Source organism: Stutzerimonas chloritidismutans, assembly GCF_020783375.1.
Taxonomy (GTDB): Bacteria; Pseudomonadota; Gammaproteobacteria; order Pseudomonadales; family Pseudomonadaceae; genus Stutzerimonas; species Stutzerimonas kunmingensis.
Genome location: NZ_CP086067.1, coordinates 3906831 through 3922126 on the forward strand (window position 1 = coordinate 3906831; position 15296 = coordinate 3922126).

Genomic DNA, 15296 nt, shown 5'->3' on the forward strand with positions numbered 1-15296 from the left:
GTTCTTATTGCGCCCGGTTCGGGACAAGCGACCGCGCGGCGATGAACCCTAACAGGGCCTTGCGGGACAATCTCTGCGCCGGATCACTTACGTGAGATGCCATGCTCCGCCAGGCCCGCCGGGCGTCGCGGCACGTCATCCGACGCAAACTTTCGTTCCCCGCACAGCCGGTCATTCGTCGAAAACCTGCTCTCCGTTCGTCGCGTAGCCGCCCCCATGGTGGCACTTGCCGTATTCTCGCCGGCTATCGGAGTCTGCCGAGCCGAGACACAGTCGGGCATATAAATCGCATCCAACACATCCGAACTGTGGCGCGCCATGCAAATGGCGCCGCGGGGTTTCCCGCGAACAACTGTGGTCCGCCTCCTGGCGGTGGTTTGTCGAAACGTCGGGTTTCCCGATTGGATGTGAAATGAAAACACCCCGTCTGCTACAAGGTCGCCGCGGCCCTGTACTTCTTATTTTCCTGCTCCTGCTGATCGCCGCCAGCGTCGCCTATTGGCAGTTGCGCCCCAGCGCCCCGTCGACGCCAGCCACTGGCGCGGCGGCGAGCATGCTCGAAGCCTTGCAGGACTCCACCGAGCCCTGGCAGGCCAATCGCCGCGATCTCTCGGTGCTGATGAACGATCTGCGTGGCGCCAGCATTGCCAGCGCCGCATTGGGTAAGGATGCGGTCTACGTCAGCCTGCACGAGGGCCTGCGCTACTGGGTGCCGGACCAGTCCGGACGCGTCGCGAGACTGCTGCTCGAGCAGTACGCGCAGAGCAGCGGCGAGCTGTTCCCGTTGGCGATGTTCCAGACCGACGCGGAAAAGCCGTTTTACAAGATCCTTCTGCCCTACTCACCGATCGCCCTGCTGCTGATTGGCGCGGCGGTGTTCTTCGCCATGAAGACCCGGAGCTTTGAAGTCCAGCGAAAGGGCAGCGGTGTGACCTTCGCTGATGTCATCGGCGCCGCCGAGGCCAAGCAGGCGCTCAGCGACGTCACCGCCTACCTGCGCGACCCGGCCGCCTACGCCCGTCTTGGCGCCCGCCCGCCAAAGGGCGTGCTGCTGACCGGCGAGCCCGGCACCGGCAAGACCCAGCTGGCCAAGGCGCTTGCGAGTGAATCGAATGCCAGCTTCATCCAGGTCACCGGCAGTGACTTCTCCTCGATGTATTTCGGCGTTGGCATCCAGAAGGTCAAGGCGCTGTTCCGCACCGCCCGCAAGCAGGCGCCGTGCATCATCTTCATCGACGAAATCGACGGCATCGGCAAGCGCGCCGAGCAGACACGTTCCAGCGATGCCGAGAGCAACCGCATCATCAACCAGTTCCTCGCCGAGATGGACGGCTTCGATGGCGCCGCCGGCGTGCTGGTGCTGGGCGCCACCAACTTCCCCAACTCGCTCGATCCGGCGCTGGTACGTGAAGGCCGCTTCGACCGCTCGATCGCCGTCGGCCTGCCCGGCCTCGATGACCGCGAAGCGCTGTTCCGCCTGTACGCCGGCAAGATCACTGCCGCAACGGAGCTGGACTTCCCGCAATTGGCGCGCAATACCGTCGGCCTGACGCCGGCCGCGATCGCCTACATCGTCAACCACGCCGCGCTGCTGGCAGCGCGCGGCGGGGCAAATCAGGTCGAAATGGCCCACTTCGTCGATGCCGTGGAAATCTGCCGCATCGGCGAGCAGCCATCCGGCGTGACGCCGATGTCCGCCACCGACCGCAAGCGCATCGCCGTGCACGAGGCTGGCCACGCGCTGGTAGCGGCGGCACTTAAGGTCGGCCGGGTGGAAAAGGTCACCATCCTGCCGCGCGGTCAGGCGCTGGGTGTGACGCTGGTAACGCCGGTGGAAGACAAGCGCCTGCACATGTATTCCGAACTGCGCAATCGCATCCAGATGCTGCTGGCCGGGCGCGGCGCCGAGCAGCTGTATTTCCACGAAGTGTCGTCCGGCGCCGGGCAGGATCTGCAGGAAGCCTCGAAGATCGCCCTTTCCATGGTCGGCGCCCTCGGCATGGGCCCGCGCGGCTCTCTGTTGAGCCTGCAGGCCGTACGCGACGCGCATCTTGACAGCGATCCGCGCGAAGCGCTGGAAGCGGCCGATGAGCTGCTGCAACAGCTTAATCAGGAGTGCCTGGCCCTGCTGCAGCAGTTGAAACCAGCGCTCGACCACATCACCGAGCGCCTGCTCGCGGTGGAAACCGTGCCTGGAGAAGAGGTGCTGGCGGCTATCGAACGGTTGCCCGTGCACCATCACGAAGCCAGTGTCAGCTCGATCATCGGCCATGCGCTGAACAGCATCGACCGCGTCGCGGCCAGCGCCATGGACAGCACCGACAGCTTCGAACTGTCGCCGGTGGTATCGAGCGAGCCGGAAGACGACGGCCCGACCCGGCTCTGAGCCGGAGGGCATAACGATCCCGGCGGACGGCACATCCGCTGGGATCAGTGCACGGCCGGCGCCACCTGCTGCAGCGTGGCGATGCCATCCAGGCGCCGCGACAACACGCCGAAACGTCGCCGGTATTGCGCCGGCGTGAGGCCGACCTTGCGCCGAAACAGTCGACCGAAGAAGCCGGCGTCCTGATAGCCGACCTCCCAGGCGATCGCTTCAACCGACAGCTCTCCGCTTTCCAGCAGTTGCTTGGCTTCCTCCAGCCGCAGGGTATGGATGTAATCCAGCGGCGTCAGTCCCGTGGCCAGGGCGAAGCGGCGCTGGAAGGTCCGCTCCGGCAGGCCGCTGATGCGCACCATGGCGCTCACCGGCGCCTCTTCCTCGTAATGCTGCGCGGCCCATTCCTGACAACGCGCGATCACCGGATCAGCCAGCTGGCCGGTGCGCATCATCGCGGCGTAGGCCAGCGGGCTGGTCGCGTCCCAGTCGAACAGGTTCAGCCGCGCCACCTCCATCGCCTCGCGCGCACCGACGAAACGGGCGATGAGAAACAGCCCCAGCGCATGCCAGCTGCTGCCACTGCCAGACATCACCAGGCGCTGGCCGACGCCGGTGCTGACCAATGCCTTGTCCGGATGCCAGTGCACGTCCGGGTACTCGCGGCGCAGGCAATCGCAGTAGCCCCAGTGCGAAGTCCCTTCGCAGCCGGCCAAGAGCCCGGTGCGCGCCAGCAGCATCGCCCCGGAGCAAGCCGCCGCCAGCGTCGCGCCGGCCGCGTAGCGCTCGCACAGCCATTGCGCCTCGGGCGCGTAGCGATCATCGAGCGGCTCCCAGGGGCTGACCGCCAGGTTGCTGACGATCACCACGTCGGTAGGCGGTGCGTCGTCCAGACTGGCATGAGGGTGGACCGGGATATCGTTGTAGACCCGCAGCGAGCGTCCGTCGCGGCTGACGATCAGCGGCAGGAAGGGCGAAGCCACGTCGGCGCGGTGCAGCAGTTGCTGCCAGTCGCGACGGGCACCCAGCAGCAGATCGTAGAGGCCGAACAGCGTCGAGGCCGTACTGTCCGGCGTCGCCAGCAGGGCGACGGTCAGCGGCGGGCGTTCGGCGATCTCTGAGCGGGCCATGGCGGAAATAGCCGGTTTGTTTCCAGGATGACTGGGGTCCAACGTAAGCCAAACCCCGAGTATGGGCGCGTTGGCCGATGCCAACGAACCGGACTCATGGAGCATAGAACAATGAAAGACGCACACGGGTACCAACTGACCGGCTGCAATAGCGAGGCGCAGGCCCTGCTCGATCAGGCGCTCGCGCAGTTCCGCTGCCTGCACGCCGAATCGCTGGCGACCACCGAAGCCACACTGCAGGCCTCGCCGGAACTGGTCATGGGCCATGTCCTGCACGCCTGGCTCTACCTGCTCGGCACCGAGGCGGCCGCCCTGCCGGTGGCCCGCACCTCGTACGAGCACGCCTTGGAGCTGCCGCACAATGACCGCGAGGCCCGCCACCTGCAGGCGCTGCGGCAACTGCTGGATGGCCGCTGGCACGCCGCCGGACGCGTGCTGGAAGACCTCAGCATCGACTATCCCCACGACATGCTGGCGCTGCAGGCCGGACAGCAGATCGACTTTTTCACCGGCGATGCACGCATGCTGCGCGACCGCATCGCCCGCGTCCTGCCGGACTGGTCGCTGGAAGTGCCTGGCTACCATGCGCTGCTTGGCCTGTACGCGTTCGGACTGGAAGAGACCGGCGATTATCGGCTCGCCGAACGCTATGGCCGCGAAGCGATCGCGCTTCAACCCGACGACGCCTGGGCGCAGCATGCCGTCGCGCATGTGCTGGAGATGCAGGGGCGGCGCGAGGAAGGGATCGCCTGGATGCGCGGCAACCCAGCCTGGCAGCAGGACAGCATGCTGGCGGTGCACAACTGGTGGCACCTGTCGCTGCATCACATCGAACTGGACGATTGCGATGCTGCGCTAGCCCTGTTCGATGGCCCGGTGAATGGCCGACAGAGCACCCTGGCGCTGGAGCTGATCGACGCCAGCGCACTGCTCTGGCGGCTGCAACTGCGTGGCGTGGATGTCGGCGAACGCTGGGCGGGCTTGGCTGAGCGCTGGGCAGCGATGGCAGCGGACGGCAACTATGCCTTCAACGACTTTCACGCTGCGATGGCCTTCGCCTGCGCCGGCCGCGATGACCTGCTGGGCCTGCTGCGCGAAGCCCAGCGACGGGCATGCGCGCGGGACGACGACAACGCACGCTTCACCAGCCAGATCGGCGCTCCGGGCGTCGAGGCGGTGGTGGCGTTCGTCGAGGGCGACCACGGGCGATGCGTGGAGCGGCTACGGGCGATCCGCAATCAGGCGCAGCGGTTCGGCGGCAGTCATGCACAGCGCGACCTGGTCGACCAGACACTGATCGCCGCGGCCGAGCGCGGTGGTCAGCAGCGCCTTGCGCGCGCCCTGCAGCGCGAGCGCCAGCTACTTGCCGAACAACGGCGCATGCAGTGAAAGGATGGCGCCCACGGGCGCCATCGCTGCTGGAGAGTTAAGGCAACACCACCAGCCGGTTCGGCAGTTCGTTGCGTTCGTGGGTCTTCGGCACATGCTGCGCCAGCAGCGCCCCACTGGCTTCGATGCAGCCAAGAAAGCCTTCGAGCACCTGCCCCTGCTTCACCCGATCGGTGAAGCAGGCGACGACCGATTCCCAAGCGGCATTGTCGATGCGGCTGGAAATGCCGCGGTCGACCAGAATCTCCACATAGCGCTCTGCTTCGGAGACGAAGATCAACACGCCGGTGTCGCCGTCGGTGTGATGCAGATTGAGCTCGATGAACTGACGCCGCGCCAGATTGCAGGCACGCCAGTTGCGCACCGAACGGGGGATCAGATGGCTGGTCAGCGCCGGCATGCGGAACAGCACCGCGAGCACGATAAAGGTCGCCCACTGCACCAGCAGCAGCTGCCATGCGCCAAGCCAGCCACTGAAGAACAGCAGCGCTCCGGGTAGCAGCAGCGCGATCAGGCCGGCCCACAGCAGCGGGATGTAGTGGTAGTCGTCGGCCTGCGCGGCCAGCACCGTGACCAGCTCGGCATCGGTGCTGCGCTCGACGCGCTCGATCGCTTCGGCTACCTGTTGCAGTTCGCTTTCGCTCAGTAAGGTCATCGTTCATCCATTATTGATCTACCAGCCGCCGGAAGCGCCACCGCCGCCGAAACCGCCGCCGCCCCCACCGAAGCCACCGCCGCCGAAACCACCACCACCGCCCCGCCCCATACCGCCAAGCAAGGCGCCCAGCAGCAAGGCACGACGACCGCCACCGCGGCCACCGCGCCCCCCGCCGATAACGAAGATTGCCACCAGCATAAGGAAGAAACCGAGAATCCCGAGGCCGCCGGGTTGCTCCTGCACCATCGGCATCACCGGGCGCAGCTCGGCCGGCAGCGGGTCGCCGCCGAGCACGGTGACGATCGCCTCCGCACCTTCGGTGATCCCGGCTGTGAAGTCGCCGCGCTGGAATGCCGGCGCGATGATCCGGTTGATGATGACCGAGGACTGCGCGTCGGTGAGCCGGCCTTCCAGACCGTAGCCGACCTCGATGCGAATCTTGCGATCATCGCGAGCGACGATCAGCAGCGCACCGTTGTCCTCGCCCTTCTGGCCGATGCCCCAGGTACGGCCAAGCTCCAGACCGAATTCCTCGATGCTGCGCCCGCCCAGGTCCGGCACCGTGACAACGACAACCTGCTCACCGGTCGCCTGCTCGTGGCCGGCCAGCATGCTGGTCAGCCGCGCCTCGGCCTGGGTGTCGAGCAGCTCGGCACGATCGACCACGCGCCCGGTCAGCTCCGGGACCTCGGCTTCCTGGGCGACCAGGCTACCGGCCCAGAGCAGCAGGATCAGCAGTAGCGGAAACCTGGAGGTCATTGAAACTGCACTTGTGGCGCTTGCTCGGCATTCTCGGCGGTAGCCTCGAAGTTCTCGCGAATCGGCATGTCGCTGTACATCAGGGTGTGCCAGATGCGACCGGGGAAGGTTCGAATCTCGGTGTTGTAGCGCTCGACCGCGGCAATGAAGTCGCGACGTGCCACCGCGATGCGGTTCTCGGTGCCTTCGAGCTGCGATTGCAGGGCAAGGAAGTTCTGATTGGATTTCAGATCCGGATAGCGCTCGGATACCGCCATCAGCCGGCTCAGGGCGCCGGTCAGCTGGTTCTGCGCCTGCTGGAACTGCTGCAGCTTCTGCGGATCATCCAGGGTGCTGGCATCGACCTGAATCGACGTGGCCTTGGCCCGCGCTTCCACCACCGCGGTGAGGGTTTCCTGCTCCTGACGGGCGAACCCCTTGACCGTCTCGACCAGATTGGGAATCAGGTCGGCACGGCGCTGGTACTGGTTCTCCACCTGCGACCAGGCGGCCTTCACCTGCTCGTCATAGGTTGGGATGTTATTGACCCCGCAGCCGGCCAGAAGCCAGGACAGGAGGACGACAACCGTCAGTTGCCAGGTGTAGCGAAAACGCTGCGTATGCATGATGCGCTTGTCCATTCTGTTAACCAGTACTCAGATAAGAATAGCCAAACGCCATAAGAGTTCAGGCGCGAACAAAAAGCTCACAGCTCAAGCACGGATAACGGGTCTAAATGAGATGCCAGGGGGCGCGCGCCAACAGCGCCTTGCAACGTGTCTGCAGATGTCCATGCAGCAGCCGCACCGGCTTGCTCAACTGCGCGCGATGGGCGCAGAGCAGGCTGAGTGGCGCCGCCTCGCCAAGACAGTCCGGCAACAGCACCTGTAGACGGCCCGCGGCCACGTCGTCGGCGATGTCCAGCCAGGACTTGTAGGCCAGCCCGCTGCCGGCCAGCGCCCAGCGACGCACCACGTCGGCATCGTCACTGACCCGGTCACCGCTGACCTGCACGGTGAGCGCCCGGCGTCCTTCCTGAAAGCACCAGCGGTCATGCACGCGCCCGGCGAGCATGAAGCGCAGGCAGTTGTGCGCCGCCAGCTCGTCCAGCCGTCGTGGCTCGCCGTGCCGTTGCAGGTAGGCAGGCGAAGCGCACAGCACCCGTCGGTTCTCGCCAGCCACCGGCAGCGCGACGAGGCTGGAATCCTCCGGCGCGCCATAGCGCAGGACGATGTCCACCGGCTGACGGAACAGATCGGTCAGCCCGTCGCCCAGCAGCAGGCGCACCTGCAACTGCGGATGACTCGCCTGGAATTCGTCGAGCCACGGCAGCAGCACGTTGCGCCCGAAGTCGGACGGCGCCGACAGCTGCAGCACACCACTGATCGCCTCGCGACCACCAGCGAGCGCCTGTGCCCCCTCGTCCAGGCTGGCCAGCGCCGCCCGGGCATGTAGCAGATAAGCCTCGCCCTCGGCGGTCAGGCGCAGACTGCGGGTGGAGCGCACGAACAGCCGCACACTCAGGCTCGCTTCCAGGCGCTTCAAGGCCGCACTGGCCACTGCGGGCGACACGTCGAGCCCGCGCGCGGCCGCGGAAAGGCTGCCGCTGTCGGCGGTACGGACGAATAGCTGCAGGTCGTCGATACGCAGCATTTTCAAAATCCTGTTGAAAGAGCCTCGCTTATTACCCCGTTTTTCCGCCGAGTCAAATAGCTGAGCATGCGCTTCCCCGCCGAATCCATACGGAGCAACAGCATGAAAGCGGTCGCCTACTTCGAATCCCTCGCCATCGACGATCCCCGCGCGCTGCAGGACGTGGAACTGCCCGAGCCGGTGCCCGGCCCGCGAGACCTGCTGGTGGAGGTGCGCGCCATCTCGGTCAACCCGGTGGACACCAAGGTACGCCGCAACACCCAGCCCGAGGCCGGCGAGCCGAAGGTGCTGGGCTGGGATGTCGCCGGCGTGGTGGTCGGGGTGGGCAGCGAGGTCAGCCTGTTCAAGGTCGGCGACGAGGTGTTCTACGCCGGCTCCATCGCCCGCGCGGGCGGCAACAGTGAACGCCATCTGGTGGACGAGCGCATCGTCGGACGCAAGCCGCAGAGCCTGAGCTTCGCCGAGGCCGCCGCGCTGCCGCTGACCGCCATCACCGCCTGGGAGCTGCTGTTCGAACGCCTGCAACTGGTGGAGGGCCATGGCGCCGGGCAGCAGCTGCTGATCGTCGGAGCCGCCGGCGGCGTCGGTTCGATCATGCTGCAGCTGGCCCGTCAGCTCACCGAGGTCAGCGTGATCGCCACCGCCTCGCGTCCGGAAACCCAGGCCTGGGCGCGTGAACTCGGCGCGCACCGTGTCATCGACCATAGTCAGCCGTTGCACGCCGAGCTGCAGCGCGCCGGTTTCGCCAGCGTCAGCCATGTCGCCAGCCTGACCCAGACCGATCAGCACTTCGATCAGCTGGTCGAGGCGCTGACGCCGCAGGGCCGCCTGGCACTGATCGACGATCCGGCCCAACCGCTGGACGTGATGAAGCTCAAGCGCAAGAGCCTGTCGCTGCACTGGGAACTGATGTTCACCCGCTCACTGTTCGAGACGCCGGACATGATCGAGCAGCACCACCTGCTGCAGCGCGTCAGCCAGCTGGTCGATCAGGGCGTACTGCGCACCACCCTCGGCGAGCACTTCGACACCATCAACGCGGCCAACCTGCGCCGTGCCCATGCCCTGCTGGAAAGCGGCAAGGCCAAGGGCAAGATCGTGCTGGAAGGTTTCTGAGCTAGATGACGCCGGCCGCGCGCAGGCCAGCAATCTGCTCGTCGCTCATGCCCAGCAGGCGCTGCAACAGCGCCTCGCTGTGTTCGCCGAGCAGTGGCGGCGGAATGCGGTAATCCACGGGTGAAGCGGACAGCCGCAGCGGGCTGGCCACCTGCGGCACGTGGCCGGCCAGCGGGTGCGGCATCTCGACGTTCAGCCCGCGGTGCTGCACCTGCGGGTCGCTGAACACCTGGGCCAGGTCGTTGATCGGCCCGCAAGGCACGCCGGCCTGCTCCAGCGCACTGACCCATTCGGCCGTAGTGCGGAACACCGTGACCTGACGAATCAGCGGAATCAGTTCGGCGCGATGGGCGACCCGCGCGCGATTGCTGGCGAAGCGCGGATCGTCCGCCCACTCCGATCTTCCGGCCACCTCGCAGAACTTTCGGAACTGACCGTCGTTGCCGACGGTGAGGATGATGTCGCCATCGGCAGTGGGGAAATCCTGATAGGGCACGATGTTCGGATGGGCATTGCCCATGCGCCTGGGCGCCACGCCGGTGGTGAGGTAGTTGAGCGCCTGGTTGCCGAGGCAGGCGACCTGCACGTCGAGTAGCGCCGTGTCGATATGCTGGCCCTCGCCGCTGCGTTCGCGATGTGCCAGCGCAGCGAGCACGCCAACGGTGGCGTACAGGCCGGTGAGGATATCGGTCAGCGCCACGCCGACCTTCACCGGCCCGGCGCCCTCCTCCGCATCGCTGCGCCCGGTCAGGCTCATCAGCCCGCCGAGGCCCTGGATCATGAAGTCGTAGCCGGCACGTGTGGCGTAAGGCCCGTCCTGGCCAAAACCGGTGATCGAGCAGTAGATCAACCGCGGATTGATTTCCTTCAGACTGGCGTAGTCCAGACCATAGGCGGCCAGCCCGCCGACCTTGAAGTTCTCCAGCAGCACGTCGCACTGCGTCACCAGCTCGCGGATGATGCGCTGGCCCTCGGGCCGGGTGAAGTCGACGGTCAGCGACTGCTTGTTGCGGTTGGCGGTCAGGTAATAAGCCGCCTCCGAGGTGTTTTCGCCGTGCTGATCCTTGAGATAGGGCGGCCCCCAGTGACGGGTGTCGTCGCCGGTGCCGGGGCGCTCGACCTTGATCACCTCGGCGCCGAGATCACCGAGAATCTGCCCGCACCAGGGCCCGGCGAGCACGCGCGACAGATCGAGAACGCGGATATGGGACAGGGCGCCGGGCATGGAAAACCTCACAGGCTATTGGAAGGTGAAAGCACCCTCGCCCGGTAGGAGAGGGCCGGGGTGAAGGAACCATGAGCAGTGCCAAGCGCCCTCACCCCCGTCCCCTCTCCCAGAGGGAGAAGGGAGCAGTTTCAGAAGAACGCCTGAATGCCGGTCTGCGCGCGGCCAAGGATCAGCGCGTGCACATCGTGGGTGCCCTCGTAGGTGTTCACCACCTCCAGGTTGACCAGGTGCCGGGCCACGCCGAACTCGTCGCTGATGCCATTGCCGCCCATCATGTCGCGCGCCATGCGCGCCACGTCCAGCGCCTTGCCGCAGCTGTTGCGCTTCATGATCGAGGTGATTTCCACCGCGGCGCTGCCCTCGTCCTTCATCCGGCCGAGGCGCAGGCAACCTTGCAACGCTAGGGTGATCTCGGTCTGCATGTCGGCCAGCTTCTTCTGGATCAGCTGGTTGGCGGCCAGCGGCCGGCCGAACTGCTGGCGGTCGAGCACGTACTGGCGCGCGGTGTGCCAGCAGAACTCGGCGGCGCCCAGCGCGCCCCAGCTGATGCCGTAGCGGGCACTGTTCAGGCAGGTGAACGGCCCCTTCAGCCCGCGCACATCGGGGAAGGCGTTCTCTTCCGGGCAGAACACGTTGTCCATGACGATCTCGCCGGTGATCGAAGCGCGCAGGCCGACCTTGCCGTGGATCGTCGGGGCGGACAGCCCTTCCCAGCCCTTTTCCAGCACGAAGCCGCGAATCTCGCCAGCGTCATCCTTGGCCCAGACCACGAACACATCGGCGATCGGGCTGTTGGTGATCCACATCTTGCTGCCGGACAGGCGATAGCCGCCGTCGACCTTCTTCGCCCGGGTGACCATGCTGCCCGGGTCTGAGCCATGGTTCGGCTCGGTCAGGCCGAAGCAGCCGATGTATTCGCCGCTGGCCAGCTTGGGCAGATACTTCTGTCTGGTCGCCTCGTTGCCGAACTCGTAGATCGGCACCATCACCAGCGAGGACTGCACACTCATCATCGAGCGGTAGCCCGAATCGATGCGCTCGACCTCACGGGCGATCAGCCCGTAGCACACGTAGTTCAGCCCGCTGCCACCGTAGGCTTCGGGAATGGTCGCGCCGAGCAGGCCGGTCTCGCCCATCTCGCGGAAGATCGCCGGATCGGTCTGTTCATGGCGGAAAGCTTCCAGCACCCGCGGCGCCAGCTTGTCCGCGGCGAACTGCGCGGCGCTGTCGCGCACCATGCGCTCTTCTTCGGTCAGCTGCTGATCGAGCAGCAGCGGGTCGATCCAGTTGAAGCTTGCTTTGCCGGCCATGGGGACTCCTCTTGTTTTGTTCTGCAGCGCGGCTGCGCGTGGATGGATTGATCCTAGGCGCGGCGCCAACGGGTCGCAAACGAGGATTTCGCACCGAACTGTGCGCTTTGCTCACTCCGAGATATCCTTTCCGACCAATAACCGGCTTATCCAGTGAGGTGTTCGCATAATGCGCCGCAAGATCCCTAGCACTGCTGCGCTGATCGCCTTCGAGGCCGCCGCCCGCCACGAGAGCTTCACCCGCGCGGCCGACGAACTGGCGCTGACCCAGAGCGCGATCTGCCGACAGATCGGTGGGCTGGAGGAATTTCTCGGCCTGGCGCTGTTCCGCCGTTCGCGACGCGGCGTGAAGCTGACCGCCGCCGGCCAGTCCTACGCCCGCCGCATCGCCGCGCAGCTGGACGCGGTGGAACGCGACACGCTGTCGGTGATGGGCCAGCAGGGCGCGATGAGCCTTGAGCTGGCCGTGGTTCCGACCTTCGGCACCCAATGGCTGGTGCCACGCCTCAGGCATTTCCAGGCGCTGCATCCGGAGATCACGGTGAACCTGACCAACCGCACCCGGCCCTTTCTCTTTGCCGATACCGAGTTCGATGCCGCCATCTACTTCGGCGACGCCGACTGGTCCGGTACCGAGGCGCACTACCTGATGCCGGAGGACCTGCGGCCAGTCTGCAGTCCGGCCCTGCTGCGCGATGGTCGGCCGTTCACGACCCACGCCCTGGCCGAACTGCCGCTGCTGCAGCAGACCACCCGACCCTATGCCTGGCGCCAGTGGTTCGATTCATTGGGGTTGAAAGTCGCCCGCGACATGACCGGGCCGCGGCTGGAACTGTTCTCCATGCTGGCGCAGGCAGCCGAGCATGGCATGGGGGTGGCGCTGATCCCGCCGTTCCTGATCCAGCGGGAACTGGCCGAGGGACGGCTGGTGCTGGCGCATCCGCACGCCTATCGCAGCGAGACGCGGGCGTACTACCTGATGATTCCGGAGCGCAAGGTGGAGTCGGCGGGGCTGGTGGCGTTTCGGGACTGGTTGAAGGAGGAAGCGAGAGTTTGGCGGGAGGGGGCGTTGGGTTAGTGCTTGCTCGGGTTAGGGTTGGAACCCAGGCATCTTGGCGCGGGAGACCGGTGCGTCACTCTTTCAGTCTCGAAAGACCCGTAGGGTGGAAAACCGCGCAGCGTTTTCCACCACAGCTAGCGTGCAGGTTTGGGGCTGACGAGCCAGGTGCCAGGGCATCCAGAAATGAGCGCACCGAATCGCGAGCTCAGGGCGAAGCTACTTCTTCTTTCTCGGCTTCAGGTACTTCATCAACCCCTGAAACCACATCACCAGCGCCGGATTCCCCTGGATCTGGATGTCCTTGTTCTGAATCCCCTGCATGAACGCCAGCTGCTTGTTCTTTGCGGTCATGGTGGCGAAGCCGTAGGCGGCATCCTTGAAGCCAAGCGAGAACGCCGGCTCGCTCGCCGGGCCGCGCTTGCTGGTGACGCGCTGGTTCTTCACCACGAAATGCCGGGCGACCTTGCCGTCCAGGGTGTGTAGCTGGAAGCTCAGGTCCTTGTCGACCAGCTGCTGCTGGAACTCGGGATTGGTGCGGCTGGCCTTGGCCATCAGGCGGCCAAGCATCCAAAGCAGAAAGCGGAATTTCATGTTGAGGTACCGACCGGTATGGGAAAAGGCCGCATTGTAGTGGCTTGGTCGGCGGGAGGAAGGACGGGTACGAATGGGTCCGGGACGGACCGAGCAGTCAGGTTGACCCGGAGCCCGTTGGCTCCGGGTTGGCGCAGCGTCAGTTGACCGCGTCTTTGAGCATCTTGCCCGGTTTGAAGGCGACGGTATTGCTGGCCTTGATGGTTACCGGTTGCCCGGTTTGCGGGTTTTTCCCGGTGCGGGCACCACGGTGGCGCTGAACGAAGGTGCCGAAACCAACCAGGGTCACGCTGTCCTTGCGGTTCAGCGCGTTGGTGATTTCATCCAGCACGGCGTTGAGTACGCGATTGGCCTGGTCCTTGGACAGATCGGCCTTCTCGGCAATGGCTGCGGCGAGTTCCGGTTTACGCATTGGGAGCCTCTGAGACGTTTTTGTTGTTGTGTCCGTACTGTTCACAAGAACAGCGCTAAAGGCGCTGCAACAGCTCTAGGCTGGGGCAGACCCATGGAGAATGGCACGGCGCTAGCACCTGCGCCAGTCCCTGTAGGCGGCTCGCCAGCTCAGCCGGGGGACTTTAGCGACAGAATTTGCGGTAGTTCCGCCAGCACCGGCGGCAGCTGCTTGTTCAGCCCCAGCCGCTCCTGCACCGCCGCGCCGGTCAGGGCGTAGCCGAGCAGCTGCCCGGAGGCACCGAGATAGAGCGCTTTCACATCATTCCCCTGGGCCTCCACGGTCCAGCTGCCGACACTATCAAGCGCAGGCAGTGAGACCACCACCGGGCATGCCGGGGTCTTTACGGTGACCGGCATGGGGCCATAACTGACAAAGGTAGGATTGCCAAACAGCGTTTTAGCCAGGGCCCGCGCACCGGCCATCAGCGGCATCACGTAGAGCAGGTTCAACCCCTCCACTTCCGCGCAATCGCCGAGGGCGTAGACGTGGGCCGCCGAGGTCTGCAGCAGGCGATCAACGACGATGCCGCGCTTGACCTCAAGCCCCGCCTCAGCTGCCAGCTCGGTGCGCGGGCGCAGGCCAACGGCGCTGACCACCAGATCGCAGGCCAGCCGATTGCCATCGGAAAGCTGCGCCTGCAGGCCGTCGTCACTGCGTTCGAGGCGCTGCAGCGTTGCGCCCAGGTGGAAGCGCGCGCCGATGCCCTCCAGGCCACGCCTTACCGCCTGGGCCGCCTGCAGCGGCAGCAGGCCGGGCATGACCTGCTCGCTCGGCGCGACCAGATCGACCTCGTGGCCGCCCAGCAGCAGGTCGTTGGCGAACTCGCAGCCGATCAGCCCGGCACCGAGGATCAGCACGCGGCGCTTGCCGGCGACGGCGGCGCGGAAGCGGCCGTAATCGTGCAGGTCGTTGATCGGAAATACCGCGTCGGCGGCATCGCCTGCGACCGGTACCTGGATCGTCTGCGCGCCCCAGGCCAGTACCAGATCGCGATATGAGACCGGTTCATTGCCGATCCACACGCGCCGATTCGCCGGATCGAGGCGGGTGACGCTGGTATGGATGCGAATCTCGGCGTTCAGCTGCTCGGCCATGGCACCGGCGGTGGCCATGCCCAGGCTTTCGGCGTTCTTGTTGGCGGCGAAACCGGTGGACAGCAGCGGTTTGGAATAGGAGCGCCCGTCATCGGCGGTAATCAGCAACAGCGGCGTCTGCGTGTCCAGCTTGCGGAATTCACGGGCCAGGTTGTAGCCGGCCAGGCCGGTACCGATGATGACTACAGGTGCGCTCACGTCATGTCCTCGTATGGGTGGTTGGCGATACGGTTTTCAGCCGATGGCGATCATTTCGAAGTCCATCTTGCCGACACCGCAGTCCGGGCAAACCCAGTCTTCCGGCACGTCTTCCCAGGCCGTCCCGGGCGCGATGCCTTCTTCCGGTACGCCCAGCGCTTCGTCATAGATGTAGCCGCACACCACACATTGCCATTTCTTCATGGGTAACCTCGATGCTCTTCCGACTGCGACGCACGCTATACCAGAACAGCGCGCCGCACCAATCCCACAAATGAAAACGGGCGGCCTGGGCCGCCC

15 protein-coding genes are annotated in these 15296 nt (G+C 65.7%); 4 read left to right on the forward strand and 11 right to left on the reverse strand.

Annotation, left to right across the window (positions count from 1 at the left end; genetic code table 11):
* The first annotated feature begins 412 nt into the window (after positions 1-412).
* Positions 413-2386, forward strand: a complete 1974-nt coding sequence (locus LLJ08_RS18355; RefSeq protein WP_228207632.1) for an AAA family ATPase — start codon at positions 413-415, stop codon at positions 2384-2386.
* 44 nt (positions 2387-2430) lie between these two features.
* Here the strand turns inward: LLJ08_RS18355 and LLJ08_RS18360 are convergent, their stop codons facing one another.
* Positions 2431-3507 carry a GlxA family transcriptional regulator gene (locus LLJ08_RS18360; RefSeq protein ID WP_228207633.1) on the reverse strand — a complete coding sequence of 359 codons (1077 nt, stop codon included), beginning with the start codon at positions 3505-3507 and terminating at the stop codon, positions 2431-2433.
* Positions 3508-3618: 111 nt separating this feature from the next.
* Between LLJ08_RS18360 and LLJ08_RS18365 the strand changes: the two genes are divergently transcribed.
* Positions 3619-4896 carry a tetratricopeptide repeat protein gene (locus tag LLJ08_RS18365; RefSeq protein ID WP_228207634.1) on the forward strand — a complete coding sequence of 426 codons (1278 nt, stop codon included), beginning with the start codon at positions 3619-3621 and terminating at the stop codon, positions 4894-4896.
* A gap of 37 nt (positions 4897-4933) precedes the next feature.
* On the opposite strand, the gene LLJ08_RS18370 is transcribed toward LLJ08_RS18365, so the two are convergent.
* The 4 genes from LLJ08_RS18370 to LLJ08_RS18385 all read right to left on the reverse strand — a co-directional run bounded on the left by LLJ08_RS18370 (position 4934) and on the right by LLJ08_RS18385 (position 7945).
* Positions 4934-5551 carry a TPM domain-containing protein gene (locus tag LLJ08_RS18370; RefSeq protein WP_042921768.1) on the reverse strand — a complete coding sequence of 206 codons (618 nt, stop codon included), beginning with the start codon at positions 5549-5551 and terminating at the stop codon, positions 4934-4936.
* Positions 5552-5569: 18 nt separating this feature from the next.
* The gene (locus LLJ08_RS18375; protein WP_041015212.1) at positions 5570-6313 is read right to left on the reverse strand and encodes a TPM domain-containing protein; all 744 of its coding nucleotides are present in this window, start codon (positions 6311-6313) and stop codon (positions 5570-5572) included.
* Positions 6310-6918, reverse strand: coding sequence for a LemA family protein (locus LLJ08_RS18380; RefSeq protein ID WP_031297351.1), 609 nt, complete (start codon positions 6916-6918; stop codon positions 6310-6312). The genes LLJ08_RS18375 and LLJ08_RS18380 overlap by 4 nt, the downstream gene beginning before the upstream one ends.
* Positions 6919-7024: 106 nt before the next feature.
* A complete protein-coding gene (locus LLJ08_RS18385; protein ID WP_228207635.1) occupies positions 7025-7945 on the reverse strand; it encodes a LysR family transcriptional regulator in 921 nt (306 codons plus the stop codon).
* A 102-nt stretch (positions 7946-8047) separates the two neighbouring features.
* Here LLJ08_RS18385 and LLJ08_RS18390 point away from each other — a divergent pair, with 102 nt between their 5' ends.
* Positions 8048-9061, forward strand: coding sequence for a zinc-binding alcohol dehydrogenase family protein (locus LLJ08_RS18390; RefSeq protein ID WP_228207636.1), 1014 nt, complete (start codon positions 8048-8050; stop codon positions 9059-9061).
* Position 9062: 1 nt separating this feature from the next.
* Here LLJ08_RS18390 and LLJ08_RS18395 read toward each other — a convergent pair whose 3' ends face one another.
* On the reverse strand, positions 9063-10286 hold the full coding sequence (locus LLJ08_RS18395) for a CaiB/BaiF CoA transferase family protein (protein WP_228207637.1): 1224 nt from the start codon (positions 10284-10286) through the stop codon (positions 9063-9065).
* A 131-nt stretch (positions 10287-10417) separates the two neighbouring features.
* Complete coding sequence (locus LLJ08_RS18400) at positions 10418-11599, reverse strand: acyl-CoA dehydrogenase (protein WP_041015216.1); 1182 nt, start codon at positions 11597-11599, stop codon at positions 10418-10420.
* Positions 11600-11768: 169 nt separating this feature from the next.
* Here LLJ08_RS18400 and LLJ08_RS18405 point away from each other — a divergent pair, with 169 nt between their 5' ends.
* Complete coding sequence (locus LLJ08_RS18405) at positions 11769-12677, forward strand: LysR family transcriptional regulator (protein WP_228207638.1); 909 nt, start codon at positions 11769-11771, stop codon at positions 12675-12677.
* A gap of 198 nt (positions 12678-12875) precedes the next feature.
* On the opposite strand, the gene LLJ08_RS18410 is transcribed toward LLJ08_RS18405, so the two are convergent.
* From LLJ08_RS18410 to rd, 4 genes are all read right to left on the reverse strand, one after another.
* Positions 12876-13250 carry an SCP2 sterol-binding domain-containing protein gene (locus tag LLJ08_RS18410; protein ID WP_228207639.1) on the reverse strand — a complete coding sequence of 125 codons (375 nt, stop codon included), beginning with the start codon at positions 13248-13250 and terminating at the stop codon, positions 12876-12878.
* A 139-nt stretch (positions 13251-13389) separates the two neighbouring features.
* Complete coding sequence (locus tag LLJ08_RS18415) at positions 13390-13662, reverse strand: HU family DNA-binding protein (protein WP_003283322.1); 273 nt, start codon at positions 13660-13662, stop codon at positions 13390-13392.
* Positions 13663-13811: 149 nt separating this feature from the next.
* Positions 13812-14996, reverse strand: a complete 1185-nt coding sequence (locus LLJ08_RS18420) for an NAD(P)/FAD-dependent oxidoreductase (protein ID WP_228207640.1) — start codon at positions 14994-14996, stop codon at positions 13812-13814.
* 36 nt (positions 14997-15032) lie between these two features.
* Positions 15033-15200, reverse strand: a complete 168-nt coding sequence (rd, locus tag LLJ08_RS18425) for a rubredoxin (RefSeq protein ID WP_003283319.1) — start codon at positions 15198-15200, stop codon at positions 15033-15035.
* Between the last annotated feature and the right edge of the window lie 96 nt (positions 15201-15296).

Coding starts and splice junctions, on each gene's coding strand:
- LLJ08_RS18355 (WP_228207632.1), top strand. CDS start 413: ATGAAAACACCCCGTCTGCTACAAGGTCGCCGCGGCCCTGTACTTCTT.
- LLJ08_RS18360 (WP_228207633.1), bottom strand. CDS start 3,507: ATGGCCCGCTCAGAGATCGCCGAACGCCCGCCGCTGACCGTCGCCCTG.
- LLJ08_RS18365 (WP_228207634.1), top strand. CDS start 3,619: ATGAAAGACGCACACGGGTACCAACTGACCGGCTGCAATAGCGAGGCG.
- LLJ08_RS18370 (WP_042921768.1), bottom strand. CDS start 5,551: ATGACCTTACTGAGCGAAAGCGAACTGCAACAGGTAGCCGAAGCGATC.
- LLJ08_RS18375 (WP_041015212.1), bottom strand. CDS start 6,313: ATGACCTCCAGGTTTCCGCTACTGCTGATCCTGCTGCTCTGGGCCGGT.
- LLJ08_RS18380 (WP_031297351.1), bottom strand. CDS start 6,918: ATGCATACGCAGCGTTTTCGCTACACCTGGCAACTGACGGTTGTCGTC.
- LLJ08_RS18385 (WP_228207635.1), bottom strand. CDS start 7,945: ATGCTGCGTATCGACGACCTGCAGCTATTCGTCCGTACCGCCGACAGC.
- LLJ08_RS18390 (WP_228207636.1), top strand. CDS start 8,048: ATGAAAGCGGTCGCCTACTTCGAATCCCTCGCCATCGACGATCCCCGC.
- LLJ08_RS18395 (WP_228207637.1), bottom strand. CDS start 10,286: ATGCCCGGCGCCCTGTCCCATATCCGCGTTCTCGATCTGTCGCGCGTG.
- LLJ08_RS18400 (WP_041015216.1), bottom strand. CDS start 11,599: ATGGCCGGCAAAGCAAGCTTCAACTGGATCGACCCGCTGCTGCTCGAT.
- LLJ08_RS18405 (WP_228207638.1), top strand. CDS start 11,769: ATGCGCCGCAAGATCCCTAGCACTGCTGCGCTGATCGCCTTCGAGGCC.
- LLJ08_RS18410 (WP_228207639.1), bottom strand. CDS start 13,250: ATGAAATTCCGCTTTCTGCTTTGGATGCTTGGCCGCCTGATGGCCAAG.
- LLJ08_RS18415 (WP_003283322.1), bottom strand. CDS start 13,662: ATGCGTAAACCGGAACTCGCCGCAGCCATTGCCGAGAAGGCCGATCTG.
- rd (WP_003283319.1), bottom strand. CDS start 15,200: ATGAAGAAATGGCAATGTGTGGTGTGCGGCTACATCTATGACGAAGCG.